Origin of the sequence: Pseudomonas sp. S3(2024), assembly GCF_036861315.1 — a bacterium.
Classification (GTDB): Bacteria; Pseudomonadota; Gammaproteobacteria; order Pseudomonadales; family Pseudomonadaceae; genus Aquipseudomonas; species Aquipseudomonas putida_A.
On sequence record NZ_JAZAQQ010000007.1, the window covers coordinates 1 to 15,534 of the forward strand.

Consider the following 15,534-nt stretch of genomic DNA (forward strand, 5'->3'; position numbering starts at 1 on the left):
GAATGCGGCTTATCAATCAACATAATTGCTGACTGAACGGACGCATTCGCGAGCAAGCCCGCTCCCACAGGAATGAAGTGAATCAACTACCCGTTCGAATCTTGTTCCACACCCGTGTGCGGATCCGGTCAATGTTCAGCGGCATTGCCTCCAGCGCAAACAGCTTGCCCATCATCTCCGGGCTCGGATACACCTTGGTGTCACCCTTGATTGCCGGATCGATCAGGCTGTCGGCCTGCTGGTTGCCATTGGCGTAGTGCACGTAATTGCTGATGCCGGCCATCACATCCGGACGCAGCAAATAGTTCATGAACGCGTAACCGGCCTTCTCGTCCGGCGCATCGGCGGGCATGGCGACCATGTCGAACCAGATGGCGGCGCCTTCCTTGGGAATCGCGTAACCGATGTCGATGCCGTTCTTCGCTTCCTTGGCGCGGTTTTCCGCCTGCAGGATGTCACCGGAGAAACCGACCGCCACGCAGATATCGCCATTGGCCAGGTCGCTGGTGTACTTCGAGGAATGGAAGTAGCTGACATACGGCCGCACTTTCATCAGCAGTGCTTCGGCTTTCTTGTAGTCCTCGGGGTTCTTGCTGTGGGGCGGCAGGCCCAGGTAATTGAGCGCTGCCGGCAGCAGTTCCGGGCCGTTATCGAGGATCGCCACGCCGCACTTCTGCAGTTTTTCCATGTATTCGGGCTTGAAGATCAGATCCCAGGAATCCACTGGCGCGTTATCACCCAGCACCGCCTTGACTTTGGCGACGTTGTAGCCGATGCCGGTGCTGCCCCACAGATACGGAAAGCCGTGCTCGTTGTTCGGGTCGTTGACCTGCAAGGCCTTGAGCAACACCGGGTTGAGGTTCTTCCAGTTCGGCAACTGGCTCTTGTCGAGCTTCTTCAGCGCCCCGCCCTGGATCTGCCGCGCCATGAAGTGGTTGGACGGGAACACCACGTCATAACCGGATTTGCCGGTCATCAACTTGCCGTCGAGGGTTTCGTTGCTGTCGTAGACGTCATAGGTGACGCCGATGCCGGTGTCTTTCTGGAAATTTTTCGTGGTGTCCGGCGCGATGTAGTCCGACCAGTTGTAAATCTTCACCGTTTCGGCGGCATGGCTAATGGAGGCGGCCAGCAGCAGCGGCGCCAGAGCGAGGGTTTTCTGGATCATGAGGTGATTCCTGTAGTGGCTATTTTTGTTGGCAGGCAATCAAAGGATCAAACAATCAGAAAATAAGAACGTAGCTCTTGCGCACGGTCTCCTGGATATCCCAGATGCCGAGCGTGTTGGCCGGCAACATCAGTGCGTCGCCACCTTGTATGTGCAGGGTTTCGCCGCCGTCGTCCGGGGTGAACGTGCAACGGCCGGAGATGAAGTGGCAGAACTCCTGCGCGGTGATCTGCCGGCGCCAACGCCCCGGAGTACATTCCCAGACGCCGGTTTCAACGCCGTCGTCGCGCTCGACGCTGGTGGTCGAGGCAATGGCGACCGGCTCGCCGAGTGGCACGGCGACCGGGTTGGATTCATCCAGTTGCAGGCTGGCGGTGTTCTTGAACTGCGTAATGCTCATGGTGAGACCTGTCTTGTGAAGAAAACGGCGGTTAGTGCATGAAACCTTCCATGAACCCCGCGACCTGACTGGCCAGCTTGCGCCGCCAAGGTGCGCTGGCCGGGTTGGCCAGGGTCTGATCTTCGTGGACGAAACTTTTGATGATCGCGTTGTAGCCAAGCCAGCGGCACGGCTCCGGCTCCCAGGCGCGTAGCGCATGAATTCTGCCGTCCGGCAGCACCCACGGCTGATGCACCAGTTCGGTATCGCGCTCAAGAATCAGATCGGCCAGGGTGCGGCCGCCGAGATTGCTGGCACCCACACCCTCCCCGCCATAACCGCCGGACAGCGCAATGCCATTGGCGCGATCGCAGAGCATGTGCGGCTTGAAGTGCCGGGACATGCCGAGGTTGCCGCCCCAGGCGTGGGTGATCTGCACGTTTTTCAGCTGTGGGAACAGTTCGCCGAACAGATAGCGGCGCAGTTCGACTTCATCACGGGTCAGATCGAAGTTATGGCGCAGTTTGCCGGCGAACTGATAACCGCCGCGGGCGCCAAAGACCAGACGATTGTCGGCACTGCGCTGGCCATAGGTGACCTGACGGCTGAACTCACTGAAAGCCTGGCCACGGTTGAGGCCGATTTCATCCCAGGTCGCTGCCGACAACGGTTCAGTGGCGACAATCAAGCTTTGCACCGGCAACTGATAGCGGCCCAACGGTGGGAGCGTGACCGAATAACCTTCGACCGCCGGCACAATCCAGCGACTGCGCACACTGGCCCTGGCCGTGCGCAAACTGCCGGACTGCCAATGGGTGACTGGGCTGTTTTCATAGATCTTCACGCCCATGCTCTGCACGGTGCGCGCCAGACCGCGCACCAGTTTCGCCGGGTGAATGGTCGCCACGTGCGGCGCATAAATGCCGCCATAGGGTTTCGCCACACGAATCTGTTGCGCCAGTTGCTCGGGGTTCAGCCAGCGGTAATCGTTGTCGGTCAGGCCTTGGGCGTGCAGTTTGTCGAGGTATTCGCGCAGGCTGGCTTCCTGCTCCGGGTAACGGGCGGCGCAGTACAGCACCCCGCCTTTACGATAATCGCAGTGGATGCCCTCACGTTCGAGGACAATTTCCACTTCATCCGGAATGCTGTGCAGCAGATCAAACGATGCGCGACGTTGTTCTGGAGAGAGACCGGCGAGCAGTCGATCCTCGCCCAGCAGGTTACCCATCAGCCAGCCGCCATTGCGCCCGGACGCGCCGAAACCGGCGGTTTGCGCCTCGACGATGGCGATATCGAGACCGGGGGCGAGCTTTTTCAGGTAGTACGCGGTCCACAACCCGGTATAACCGGCGCCGATGATCGCCACGTCGACATCCAGATTCTGTTCCAACGCCGGCCGCGCAATCAACGGCTCGTCGAGTTGATCCATCCACAAACTGATAGTGCGCCACGCCGGCATGCAAGACTCCGCCACTGAAAACCTTCGATGGCGTCGATCCTAGTGCGTGACTTCAATCACTGTCTTGCGCGCGTGCCCGCAAAGAAATTTGTTTGGCGTAGGCCTTCGGCGACTGGCCGGTGTGCTGGCGAAAACAACTGTAAAACGCTGACAGCGAGTTGAAACCGGCAGCAAACGCCAACTCATCGATACGCAGCGGCGGCGTGGCCTGATCCAGCGTCTTGAGCAAGTGCTGCAGGCGGGCCTGGTTGACGTAGCGGTAGAAGCTTTGGCCGAGCACCTGATTGAGCAGGTAGGAAATCTGATTGCGGCTGTAGCCGCACTCCTTCGCCACCCGTTGCAGATCCAGTTCCGGATCGAGATACGGTTGCTGGCGTTCGAAATATTGCTGCAGATCCTCGGCCATGAAACTGATCTGGCGCGGTGACAGCCCCAAGCGACTGACCGCCGGGCGCTGACTGGGTGCGACAGCGCCGTTGGTTTGCGTGCGGACCAGCGAGGCGTATTCGTTGACCCGCCAGATCAGGCCGTCCTTGACCGTGATCGCTTCGCTGGATCGGAACGACACCAGCCCGTCGCCACCGCGCAAAGTCACTTCGTATTGAATGAACGCGGTGTTGCCATCCACGCGAATCCGGTCGCAATGCTCGAGCGCTTCGTCGGATTCTCGCGGCATGCTCACGCGCACGTACTCGCGCAATTCGTCGAGGCCGAGGACCCGGTTCTGAAAGAAATCGTTGTATTGGACGTCCGGGTGATACAGCGCCATGACGCTGTCCAGATCGCGGTGCTTCCAGCTCAGGTGGTAACGCATGACCGTGGCGGCCGTGGCCGGGGTCTGTTCGGGGCCGTCATCGTCGGCGTGCATAAAGGGCTCGGCGCAAAAGAACCGAGCTTGCCCAAGTTCGACAAAACGATCAACGAGCAAACGGTAGTGGCCATTTGGCGATGACTGATCCCGACGTGACTTACATCAAAAAACGCGCAGCAATCGCAAAATGAACTGAAAAATCTCACGGAAAATTCACATGCGGGTGCTACTTTTAACGTCACTGACCGGTTGAGCCAATGAAGGCTCTTCCCACCTAACATGAGCAAAAGGAAGCGCTCGATGAAGAAGGCGGGCAACACATGAATAAAGGCTCCAGTAAAGTCACGTTTCCCAATGCGTGCCAACTGATGCGTTGGCACTTTCATCCCATGGGTTTTGAGGCAACGATGGATGCGCCGGGCAGCATGATTGCCCGTCTGTTTGATCGTGCCAGCGGTGAAACCATGATCGCCATCGCCGGTATTCCTTGTGCGACGGTGATGAACGCGGCCGATGTCGAGCGCATCATTGAGGCTGTGGAAGACGAACTGGAGGCTTTCATTCCTCCGGAATCTCTCAAGAGTTACGCATAACCTATTGTTTTACATAAAAAAGCCCGCCAATTCAGGCGGGCTTTTTTTGTGCTTGCGTGCTACGCGTTTTGCGGCTGTTTTCGGTGATCGACGAAGAATGCCTTGCCTTGGGCAACCCGATCGGACGCCCTTGGCATGTTCACCGCCTGGGTATCCTGCGGCTCGACGTACCAGTAGCAATGGCTGACCGCCCGGGTGATACCAACGTAGGCCAGCCGCAGGATCTCGTCCTTCTGCGCCGTGTCATAAGGTTCACTGTCGCCAGCCTTGCCCAAGCCGGCCATGCGATACACCTGGTTCTTGTAGGGCGAACTGGTCAGGTGCTGGCAGTCACCCAGCAAAAACACCGCATCGGCTTGCAGGCCCTTGGCGCTGTGGTAGGTGAGCTGCTTAAGGCGCCGGGCCTCGTACGGCAAGCTCGAATCCACATTAACTACAGGATGAATATGCTGCTCAATCAATGACTTATCACTGCTTTTTCGATAAAGCATCAAGATTGAATCGCCGCGATTGTAATGTTCAGCCAGGCGCTGACCCAAAGCCTGATCATCGCGCTCCAGCACACTGACTGGCTGCAAGGCCTTGGGCGCACCGCTGGCCTTGGCCTTCTTGCCGGGGATTGCCGGCGCGGCACGAACGATGTGTTCGGCAGCATCGATGATGTGCTGATGGCTGCGATAGTTGTCGCTGAGCATCACCCGAGTAGTGCTCGGCGACGGGAATTCCTTGTTGAACTCCATGAAGTAACTCGGCGAACTGCCGCGCCAGCCGTAGATCGACTGCCAGTCGTCACCCACACAGAGCAACGACGAACGCTGCGCACCTCGCCCGACGTGCATGGCCGGGCCGCGACTGCGGATTTCCGCCAGGCTGGCGCGGATCCATGAAACGATTTGCGGCGATACGTCCTGAAACTCGTCGATCATCAGGTGCGACATCGGTCGCAGCAGCTCATCACTGAGCAGCTTCAGGTTCTCTGGGGAATGCTCGCTGAACAGCGCAAACATTCGGTTGTAGGTCATCACCGGAGGCTTCTGATCGAGCAGATGATCTTCCAGGGCGCGCCAGAACAGGCTCAGCGCCTCGAAGAAGAATCGATCCGGGTCGTCCTTGGCAAAGCTCATGCGGCCGACGGCATCCGGCACATCCAGCCCAAGGTTTTCGATAAAGCCGGCCGCCGCAACAAAACAGTCCAGTAACGGCGCCGAAACCAGTTCACCTTTGACCTTGTAATCGAACCCCGGACCCGCGCTCGCATCGCCAGCCAACGTCGACAGAACCCGCTTTGACATTTCATAGCTATCCAGCCAAATCAATGGCTTATGACAGAAAGCTTGAAACAGGGTGCGCTTCACAGCCCATTCAGCACGCACGCTAAGCTTGGCGTTGGGGCGGCAGATTTGCGGGTTTTCCCGGTGATCGAAGCCGAGCACTACCCAGGCATCGAGGCTGGGAATGTAGCCGTGGCAGTGAAAGGACGAACCGTTGATCTCGAACGTCTGCCGGCTGGGCTCAATGCCCTTGATCGGCCAGGCACCGGCGCGAAACCACAGGTCTTCGATGGCATCGCACAGTTCTTCGTCGCGTTTGGCTGCCAGTTCGGTCACCGCCATGCGCTTTTGCACGTCCGGGTGATCGCGCTCAAGCTCCTTGAGCTGCAAGGCAGCCTTGGCCAGTGGTTGAATCAACTGGCGGAAACGTTGGTCCTGATTGAATAACCGGTGGTAGCAGGCGTTGAGCTGCTGGCGCTGGGCATCATTGATTCGCAGATCGAACGGGTTGCTGTCGACCTCCTCGTCAGCGCCTTGTGGCCGATTGCTTAGATTTTCAAAAGCCTGCAAGCGTTCGAACCCCGGCAGGCTGCGTACCATCGGCAAAATGCGTGAGTGAAAGGTGCGCACCAGTTCCCGCGCCTGTTGCAGGCTCAATGGCTGGCCCCAGAGCGCGAACATCTCGATAAGCTTATTGATGAAGTCCTTGCGCGACTCACGGGTGAAGGTCACCACGGTCATTGAATCCAGCTCAAAGCCCAGATAATGCGTGAGCAGCAGAATACGCAGCACCAACGTGGTCGACTTGCCTGCCCCGGCTCCGGCGATCACCGAGGTCGAAGGAGTGTCACTGAAAATCATCTTCCATTGAGCGAGGCTTGGCTGGGCATGCGCGGGCAGCAGGCGCGCCACATCGGCTTTCATGCGCTTCTTCAGCTCGGCGCTGAGCGGCAGACGCCAGTCGTCGAACAGATGATTATCGACGCTCGGCGGACGATGCTCGGTGCTGCGACTGTCACGAATCAACAGCACCTGCCGGCCTTCTTCCAGGCCTTCGAGTTTCCCCTCCTTGAAGCCGTACTCCACGCCAGCGGTGTGTCCGCTGCGAAAACCGTCCGCCTGGCCGTGCAGCCACGACGCACGGTGTTGAGCGCGCAAGCGTGTCAGGCCATGGCCGAAGAAACGTGCGGCCAGACGCTTGAACCATGGCATCTCGGCCAGTGGGCGAAGTTCGGGAGGAAGATCGGGAGTGTGTTGCGCCACGCTGAGGGGCTCCAGTGTGTGAGGCTGTTGGGGGCTATGGTGGCTTTATTTGCTCATGAGTTCTAGCGAAATGCTTACAGCTCATTGGTTTAGGCGATGAACTGAAAGTTGCGTGAGATTATTTTGAGCCGGTTTCCCATCAACGGATTCGATGAGAATGCCGCACTTTTTACGCTTTTTCTCGATGGTTGACTGATGGATGATGCCCGTCATAACCGACGGTCTCGCTTCATGGCTCTGGCGTTACGCCCCATGACGAACCTTTTGAGGAGACGATCATGCTTGAACTCAGACCTTTCAACACGCTGGGCGGCGCTCACCACGGCTGGTTGGATGCCCATCACCATTTTTCGTTCGCCGAATACTACGACCCGCAACGCATGAACTGGGGCAATCTGCGGGTGTGGAACGATGACGTGATCGCCGCCGGCACCGGATTCCCGCTGCACCCGCACCGCGACATGGAAATCATCACTTACGTGCGTGAAGGTGCGATTACCCACCAGGACAACCTTGGCAACAAGGGCCGTACTGAAGCAGGCGACGTGCAGGTCATGAGCGCCGGTACCGGCATCGCACACAGCGAGTACAACCTGGAAGACAAGGAGACCCGAATCTTTCAGATCTGGATTCTGCCGACGGAAACTGGCGCGCCGCCATCGTGGGGTGCCAAACCGTTCCCCAAAGGCCAGCGCGAAGGCTTCGTGACCCTCGCCAGCGGCAAGGACGGCGACGATCAGAGCCTGCGCATTCGCGGTGATGCGCGGTTGGTCGCGGCCAACCTCAAGGCTGGCGAAACTGCTGAATATCAGCTGGATGCCGGACGTCGAGCGTATCTGGTACCCGCCACCGGTCTGATTGAAGTCAACGACTTGCGCGCACAAGCTCGAGACGGTGTTGCCGTCGAGCATGAGTCGGTGCTCACGGTAACGGCGCTGGAAGACAGCGAAATCGTGTTGGTGGATCTGGCTTAGATTGCGGGTATGAAAAAGGGTGACCAATTGGGTCACCCTTTTTACACAGGATTTAACGGCTGCCAACCTTGTGGCGAGGGAGCTTGCTCCCGCCGGGGCGCGAAGCGGCCCTGTTTTGCGACTGCTTTGCAGCCGAGCGGGAGCAAGCTCCCTCGCCACAGTTTTTTTGGTATTTACTACTATTTCGTAGAAATAGCACCATCCACCAGGGTTTGCGCTTCGGCCACCAGTTGCTTGAGGTGGTCGTCGCCAATGAAGCTTTCGGCGTAGATCTTGTAGATGTCTTCGGTGCCCGAAGGACGCGCGGCGAACCAGCCGTTCTCGGTCATCACCTTCAGACCACCAATGGCCTGATCATTGCCCGGCGCATGGCTGAGAATGCTCTGAATCTTCTCGCCTGCCAGCTCGGTCGACGTTACTTGCTCCGGCGACAGTTTGCTCAACAACGCTTTCTGCTCAGGGTTGGCCTTGGCGTCTACGCGCACCGAGAACGGCTCGCCCAGCTCATCGGTCAGTGCGCGATAAGCCTGGCTTGGATCACGCCCGGTACGAGCAGTCATTTCCGCCGCCAACAACGCCGGAATCAGACCGTCCTTGTCGGTGCTCCAGACGCCGCCATCCTTGCGCAGGAACGAAGCGCCAGCACTCTCCTCGCCACCAAAACCCAGCGAACCATCGAACAGGCCATCGGCAAACCATTTGAAACCGACCGGCACTTCGTACAGACGACGTCCCAGACGCTTGGCCACACGATCGATCAGGCCACTGCTGACCACGGTTTTACCTACGGCGGCGTCGGCGCGCCATTGCGGACGGTTCTGAAACAGGTAATCGATGGACACCGCCAGATAGTTGTTCGGTGCCAGCAGACCACCCGACGGGGTGACAATGCCATGGCGATCGTGATCCGGGTCGCAGGCGAAGGCCACGTCGTAACGCTCCTTGAGACCGATCAAACCTTGCATGGCATGGCTGGACGACGGGTCCATACGGATCTGTCCATCCCAGTCGACCGTCATGAAGCGGAAAGTCGGATCGACCTGCTTGTTCACCACATCCAGATCAAGACGGTAATGCTCGGCAATCGCCGACCAGTAGCGCACCCCTGCTCCGCCCAATGGGTCTACACCCAGACGCAGCTTGGCGTCACGGATGGCATCGAAGTCGATCACATTGATCAGGTCTGCGACGTAAGTGTTCAGAAAGTCATGACGGTGGGTGGTGCTGGCCTTGAGCGCCTGCTCGTAGCTGATGCGTTTGACGCCTGCCAGCTTGTTGGCCAGCAGTTCGTTGGCCTTGGCTTCGATCCACTTGGTGATGTGGGTGTCGGCCGGGCCGCCGTTGGTAGGGTTGTATTTGTAGCCCCCGCTTTGTGGCGGATTGTGCGACGGCGTAATCACGATGCCATCGGCCAAGCCCGAAGTGCGGCCACGGTTGTAGCAGAGGATTGCATGCGAAATCGCCGGTGTCGGCGTGTATTCGTCACCTTCGGCGATCATCACGGTCACGCCGTTGGCCGCCAGCACTTCCAGCGCACTGGCCCCGGCCGGGGTCGACAGCGCGTGAGTGTCGATACCGACGAACAACGGGCCGTCGATGCCCTGGGCTTCGCGGTACAGGCAGATCGCCTGGCTGATCGCCAGAACGTGCCACTCATTGAAACTCAGGTCGAAGGAGCTGCCGCGGTGCCCGGAAGTACCGAATGCAACACGCTGGGTGGCAATCGAAGCGTCCGGTTGGCCGGTGTAATAAGCCGTTACCAGTCGCGGGATGTCGACCAACAATTCTGCTGGTGCCGGTTTGCCCGCAAAAGGACTGATAGTCATGCAAAACCTCTGAAATAGAGTGGTTCAGGAAATACAGCGCAGTTTACTGACAGTTCGACCGCAGCGCGACGGGATCTATCCGACAGATTTCAACGTTCATTCCAGCGGCGCCAAGCGCAGCGCCTCTCCCAACCTCTCGAGTGCTCCGCCCAAGCCGCTCTCGCCGTGATCCAGCAGGTTCAGGCGCAGATGCCGACGGTGCAATCCCTGCAAGCTGAACAGTTCGCCCGGCGCAATCAACACCTGTTGCCTGAGCAGGCGCTGAAACACATCGCGCATGTCCACCGGCCGCCGTGCCCGCACCCAGACCGTCGCCCCACCTTGTGGCTCGACAACCTGCAGCGCTTCGCCCAGACGTTCGCGCAACAAGTCGATCATTGGCGTACGGCGTTCCTTTAGGCGCCGGCGAAGTACGTGCAGATGCTGATCGACCCGACCGTTTCCATACAGCCGGGCAATGGCTTTCTGGCGAACGGGCGACAACCGGAACGAGCGCATCAGAAAATGCCGCTGCATTTCGTGCTTCCATTGGCGCGTCAACACGTACCCATAAGGCGCTTCGATACCGATGAATTTCTCGAACGTGGAGAAGACCAGCAGTCGGTCAGGGTCCAGTTGATCACGCAGACGCTCGACGCCCATTGCCTCGCCCAGTTCACCGTAGCAGTCGTTTTCCAGCACCCAGGTGCCGTGCTCGCCAAGCAGGCCGGCGATCGCATTGCGGTTATCCGCTGGAACCTGTGTACCGCGCGGCATGCACAGGCCCGAGGACAGCAGAATCAACCGCACGTCTTCGGTCTTGAGCAGTGTTTCCAGCCGCTGCAGCTCCAGCCCGCCACAGGCCTGCAACGGCAGTTCGATTACACGCACCTCAGCCGCCTGCAGCAACCGCAGTATCACCCAGTCACAGGGCGACTCGACCAGAACGGTTGTGTGCCTGAGCTGCAGAACGGCCACCAGGATCTCCAGCACCCCGCGCATATCCGCGCCGATGTAAACATCCTCGGCGTGCCAGCACTGCTTTGGCGAGGTGGTATAGCGGGCCGCCAGGACGGCGCGTAATTCCAGTTCACCACAAGGCTGGTCGAGCAACGGCGGCTGGCGGGGATACTGGCGCAGCAGCTCACGCTCCAACAACAGCAATGGACTGTCCAGTGATTGCAGCGAAACCGGATCATCAGCATTCAACAAACGCATACCCGGGTGCCGCGCGTTGACATAGAGCGTTTCGAGCAGATCATTGCTCATGGCAGGTGGCGTCCCCCCCGAAACCGCCCTGGCGTAATACCCGGACTTGGCCACCGAATAGATCCGCCCTTCCTTTTCGAGCAACGAGTAAGCGTATTGAATGGTCGAGATCGACACGTTCAAGCGATCTGCCAACTGACGCAACGATGGCAGCCTTGAATTGCCATCGCAAGCCGACTCGGCCATCAAGCGCATCAGGTATCGATAGACTGCCTGGTAGGCGAAACCGGATTCCCGTACAGCCTTCATGAGACGGACACCATAACCGTTGGTGCGCCCAAGGATCGCTTGCTCACTTCATCGTTCCACTGACCGGTCACCCACGCCGGAGCCATCGAGGCCTGCCGCGTCGAGTGCGGTCTCCAGTGTTTGCCGGGCCGCACCGTGCGCAGGCAAGGGTTCCATGGCGTAGAGGTGGCCGATGAGCCGAACCGGTAAACCGCTGACGTCCATCATCCACTGCATTACCTGCTCCGGGCCGTGTAGCCCCTGCATGGCCCGATGCAAATCAGGCAGCGCCACCAACATGCCGGGATGACAGCTGCGCAGGAACCGCTCGAGCCCGGCTCCACGCTCGATGAACGGCGTGAACAGCAGGCAGACCCATTGTGCTTCGTTCAGACCGTAAGTCTGGTGCAGCCAGCTCGCCGCTGCTTCGCGCAGTTCTTCCGTGGTCTGCCGTTGCCCCAATCTTGCGATCATCTGCTCGCAGACCGGTTCCGGCACCCGCTGCAGCTGCATGTTCGCCAGCATGCGCTGGACATGTTCAGAGAACCCCGCTTCATAGCTGCGATCGCTGAGGAACTCGGCTTCCAGGCCGCGTAAATGGGCCTCGATCAAAGGGTCGGCGTATTCGCCCTCACCCTGGTGAAACACCCATTCCTCTGCCTCGAACCCCAGAAACTCGCTCAGTAGCGGCCAGCGTTCTTCAAGATTGCCGACCGCCATGTCATGAATGTCGACAAATGTCGTGCGACGACATGACTCGAAGCCACCCTCGGGACGCCAGCATTGCCGCTCCGATTCGGAGTAAAAACCGCGATACAAATCCCCTCCCAATCCGTCCAGCAAAGCGAACAGCTCATCGAACGTCCCGGAATTCGGCTTCAGCGCCCCGATACCGGCCTTCTGCACGGCCCGGTCCAGGTCTTCGACAAACTGCTTCTGACGACGCGGCGATTCGCTGGCCAGCCAGGCATCCACGCCGTTACTCCAGCGAGCAATCTGGCCGTAAAATTCGGCCCAGTCCAGGCAGGCGTCGTCCCGACACTCAAGCTTCTCGCCCCTGGCACGTCGATGCCCCATCATCAGCAGATTGGTGCGATGGGCGTCCGCGCTGTCCATTCCGAGTGGCGCCAGATGGTTGAACGGCAACACTTGTCGATGTTCCACCATGAGCAACTCGACACGGGGGTCGTCATACAGAAACAAGGCAGCGAAGCTGCGGTGCATGTTGTTCAGCGCCGCCGTCCCCGATTCGCTGCGGCGCAAGGTGGCCACACGTAACTGGAACGTGGCGGGGGCGCGGCCGGCAATACTCAACTGGGCGGCGCGCAGCAGCGCCAGCATGTAGCAACTGTCACGGGTACCGGATGGCGTCACCATGACCTTGTATTCACCCATGCGCTCCATTCCGCCGGCGGCGACCACCAGACGCTGGATCAGCAACTGCAGCGCTGTGCGCTCGGCTCTGGAAAAGAAACTCAGCAGGCGTTGCAATACTTGCTGGTAGACATAGTTCATTGCCTGATCATGGATCGTGCTCATCAGTACTTTACCCGGCATAAAAAATTCATATCGCGCATCAGCGATGACGCTGGCGCAATAAATTCATCAATAAGTAATAGACGATCAAATACTAACACTTATGATTTTGAAGTTATTTGAAACACTTGACGCAATGAAGTCAGCAACCCCACCGCCTCAGACAACGTAAACCACTGTCAGCATTGAATTTTTTCTGATCAGAAAATATCTGAGGAAACTTCTTACAGCGTCCCACGAACATTGAGTACAACAAAAGCAGAACAACAATAGGAAATGCCCTACAGTCATTAAACAAAAACCGCTATATCGCCCACGAGGGGAAACGTTAAACGCGAAATGAAAAACAGAATGCACAGACATGGCTCATTCCTTGAGATGAAAGTAATCATTCAATTATCAGGGCTTATATGGCGAATAGAAGATACAGATGGCAGACAAAAACCGGTTCAGATGCACAACCGGCCACGCGCCATGCTTGGTCTGTCTGATTATTTGCGAGAGGTAAAAAGCGCAAGAGTCCGTGGGGCCACGGACTCTGTTCGGAGGGAGTTACGCGGGTTCGACCTGCAGGGCGACCCGTTCGCGGCATGGGCATTCGTCCATGTAGCGATGTGCTTCGACGAACTCGTTGAACGGGAAGACCCGGGTCTTGAGCGGCAGCAGCACACGGTCGGCCGTCAACTGATTGATATCACGCAGGGCACGTTGCAAGGCGACTTGATCCTGAACAATGCCCAACTCGGGTTTACCGGTGAAATTACCGATGCAGTGCACAAAGAACTGGATGTTCTTCTGGAACGCCGCACAGGCCGGAAATGGTGTCTGGTTGCCACCCTGCAGACCATACAAGACCAGGCTGCCACGCGGTGCGAGGACATCGCCGAGCAACGACATCTGCGGGCCACCAAGACCGTCGAACACCACATCGACGCCACGGTTGTCGGTGATCTTGTTGATTCGCATCAACAGATCTTCTTCCTCGGTGACGATGACTTTCTCGGCACCCAGCGACAGCAGGTATTCACGCTCATCAGCGGTTTTTGTCGCGGCAATCACCCGCACGCCCATGGCCTTGCCCAACTGGACAAAGGACGGACCGGCGCAATGGCTGGCGTCAGTGACCAGAGCAAACTGCCCTGGTTTGACCCGCGCCAGATCCGCATAGGCAAAATAGGCGATCAACAACGGCGTGTAATGCACGCTGGCCTCAACCGGGCTGAGCACATCCGGATAACGGGTCAGCGCGGTGCGTGGCAGCACGATCTGCTCACCATATACCGGGTAGTCGTTCGGGCTTTCGGCCGGGAAACTGGCCACCTTGTCGCCAACCGACAGATCGTCCACATCGTCACCAACCGCAGTGACCACCCCGGCCATTTCATGGCCGAGACCGGACGGCAGGCGTGCCTGGGACGAGGCCAGGTTCTGACGCCAGAGAATGTCGTACCAGCTGATGCCGATCGCCTCGACACGCACCTGCACTTCGCCAGGACCTGGCTGAGCGGCCGCATGCTCTTCGCATTTGAGCACCTCGGCCGGACCAAACTTGTGAAAACGGATCGTGCGGGACATCGCAAACCTCGTCAAAGTAACCTCTAATGCCCTGAACTCTATCTGGGCTTTTGACCCAAGACTATCAGTGGCTATTAATAGTCGACATGCCTGTCATTGATTCCGCAGTATGAACGGCATTGGCAAAATCGATGAAAAAATGCCGCAATCGGCCCGGTAAAGCTGAATTTAGCGGTGCAGAGTACCAGCCTTTCCCCGTAATATTCATGCCGGCCATTGTTCTCATATGGTCGCTCTCGTCAAGCTTGATGACTCTGCCAGGACTCCAGATGAATCGTAATGACCTGCGTCGTGTCGACCTGAACCTGTTGATCGTATTCGAAACACTGATGCACGAACGCAGCGTGACCCGCGCCGCCGAGAAGCTGTTTCTCGGCCAGCCGGCGATCAGTGCGGCGCTTTCGCGCCTGCGCAGCCTGTTCGATGACCCGTTGTTCGTGCGCACCGGACGCAGCATGGAACCGTCCGCCCGCGCGGTGGAAATCTTCGCCCTGCTCTCCCCGGCGCTCGACTCGATTTCAACGGCTGTCAGCCGCGCGGCGGAATTCGACCCCGCCACCAGCACTTCGGTATTTCGCATCGGCCTGTCCGACGACGTCGAATTCGCCCTGCTGCCGATGCTGCTCAAACGCCTGCGCGCCGAAGCACCGGGCATCGTCCTCGTCGTGCGCCGAGTCAACTACATATTGATGCCGGGCCTGCTGGCCTCCGGCGAAATCTCCATCGGCGTCAGCTACACCACCGACCTGCCGGCCAACGCCAAGCGCAAAGTGCTGCGGCGCAGCCAGCCGAAACTGCTGCGCGCCGACACCGTCCCAGGGCCGCTGAGTCTGGATGATTATTGCGCACGTCCGCATGCGCTGGTGTCGTTCGCCGGTGACCTCAGTGGCTTTATTGATGAAGAGCTGGAGAAACTCGGGCGCAAGCGCCACGTGGTGCTGGCCGTGCCGCAGTTCAATGGCTTGAGTACGTTGCTCGCCGGCACTGACATTGTTGCGACCGTGCCGGACTACACCGCGGATGCGCTGACGGCTGCCGGCGGCGTGCGGGCGGAGGATCCACCGTTGCCGACGCGTACGTTTGAGCTACATATGGCTTGGCGTGGATCGCAGGATAACGATCCGGGGGAGCGTTGGTTGCGGTCGCGGATTCAGATGTTCTTTGGCGATCCGGACAGTCTCGAGCTGCCTGCGCATTAACCAG

12 protein-coding genes are annotated in these 15,534 nt (G+C 58.7%); 3 read left to right on the forward strand and 9 right to left on the reverse strand.

Translation table 11 applies throughout. The annotated features are described in order from the left end of the window. Nucleotides 1-82: 82 nt before the first annotated feature. The 4 genes from VLA07_RS18240 to VLA07_RS18255 are packed head-to-tail and all read right to left on the reverse strand — an operon-like array spanning nt 83 to nt 3,874. On the reverse strand, nt 83-1,168 hold the full coding sequence (locus VLA07_RS18240; protein WP_027612779.1) for a polyamine ABC transporter substrate-binding protein: 1,086 nt from the start codon (nt 1,166-1,168) through the stop codon (nt 83-85). A gap of 55 nt (nt 1,169-1,223) precedes the next feature. After that, nucleotides 1,224-1,568 carry a cupin domain-containing protein gene (locus VLA07_RS18245; protein WP_097087442.1) on the reverse strand — a complete coding sequence of 115 codons (345 nt, stop codon included), beginning with the start codon at nt 1,566-1,568 and terminating at the stop codon, nt 1,224-1,226. A gap of 31 nt (nt 1,569-1,599) precedes the next feature. Then, on the reverse strand, nt 1,600-3,006 hold the full coding sequence (locus VLA07_RS18250; RefSeq protein WP_333990235.1) for an NAD(P)/FAD-dependent oxidoreductase: 1,407 nt from the start codon (nt 3,004-3,006) through the stop codon (nt 1,600-1,602). Nucleotides 3,007-3,058: 52 nt separating this feature from the next. Continuing rightward, nucleotides 3,059-3,874, reverse strand: a complete 816-nt coding sequence (locus VLA07_RS18255; protein WP_027612776.1) for a helix-turn-helix domain-containing protein — start codon at nt 3,872-3,874, stop codon at nt 3,059-3,061. A 263-nt stretch (nt 3,875-4,137) separates the two neighbouring features. Between VLA07_RS18255 and VLA07_RS18260 the strand changes: the two genes are divergently transcribed. After that, nucleotides 4,138-4,410: a DUF1652 domain-containing protein gene (locus VLA07_RS18260; RefSeq protein ID WP_025109621.1), complete on the forward strand. Its 273-nt coding sequence runs from the start codon at nt 4,138-4,140 to the stop codon at nt 4,408-4,410. Nucleotides 4,411-4,469: 59 nt separating this feature from the next. On the opposite strand, the gene VLA07_RS18265 is transcribed toward VLA07_RS18260, so the two are convergent. After that, nucleotides 4,470-6,944 carry a UvrD-helicase domain-containing protein gene (locus VLA07_RS18265; protein ID WP_333990242.1) on the reverse strand — a complete coding sequence of 825 codons (2,475 nt, stop codon included), beginning with the start codon at nt 6,942-6,944 and terminating at the stop codon, nt 4,470-4,472. Nucleotides 6,945-7,222: 278 nt separating this feature from the next. On the opposite strand from VLA07_RS18265, the gene VLA07_RS18270 reads away from it, so the two are divergent. After that, nucleotides 7,223-7,918 (forward strand): pirin family protein, encoded by a 696-nt coding sequence (locus VLA07_RS18270; RefSeq protein WP_333990244.1) that lies wholly within the window; start codon nt 7,223-7,225, stop codon nt 7,916-7,918. 179 nt (nt 7,919-8,097) lie between these two features. Here VLA07_RS18270 and pgm read toward each other — a convergent pair whose 3' ends face one another. From pgm to VLA07_RS18290, 4 genes are all read right to left on the reverse strand, one after another. Beyond that, nucleotides 8,098-9,744, reverse strand: coding sequence for a phosphoglucomutase (alpha-D-glucose-1,6-bisphosphate-dependent) (gene pgm / locus VLA07_RS18275; protein WP_333990246.1), 1,647 nt, complete (start codon nt 9,742-9,744; stop codon nt 8,098-8,100). A 96-nt stretch (nt 9,745-9,840) separates the two neighbouring features. Beyond that, nucleotides 9,841-11,241, reverse strand: a complete 1,401-nt coding sequence (locus VLA07_RS18280) for an aminotransferase-like domain-containing protein (protein WP_247267429.1) — start codon at nt 11,239-11,241, stop codon at nt 9,841-9,843. 48 nt (nt 11,242-11,289) lie between these two features. Then, entirely contained in the window at nt 11,290-12,759 is a 1,470-nt protein-coding gene (locus VLA07_RS18285) for a hypothetical protein (protein WP_333990248.1), read from the reverse strand. A 549-nt stretch (nt 12,760-13,308) separates the two neighbouring features. Beyond that, nucleotides 13,309-14,331: a zinc-dependent alcohol dehydrogenase family protein gene (locus VLA07_RS18290; protein ID WP_333990251.1), complete on the reverse strand. Its 1,023-nt coding sequence runs from the start codon at nt 14,329-14,331 to the stop codon at nt 13,309-13,311. A gap of 269 nt (nt 14,332-14,600) precedes the next feature. Here VLA07_RS18290 and VLA07_RS18295 point away from each other — a divergent pair, with 269 nt between their 5' ends. Then, nucleotides 14,601-15,530, forward strand: a complete 930-nt coding sequence (locus VLA07_RS18295; protein WP_007963542.1) for a LysR family transcriptional regulator — start codon at nt 14,601-14,603, stop codon at nt 15,528-15,530. Nucleotides 15,531-15,534 lie beyond the last annotated feature (4 nt).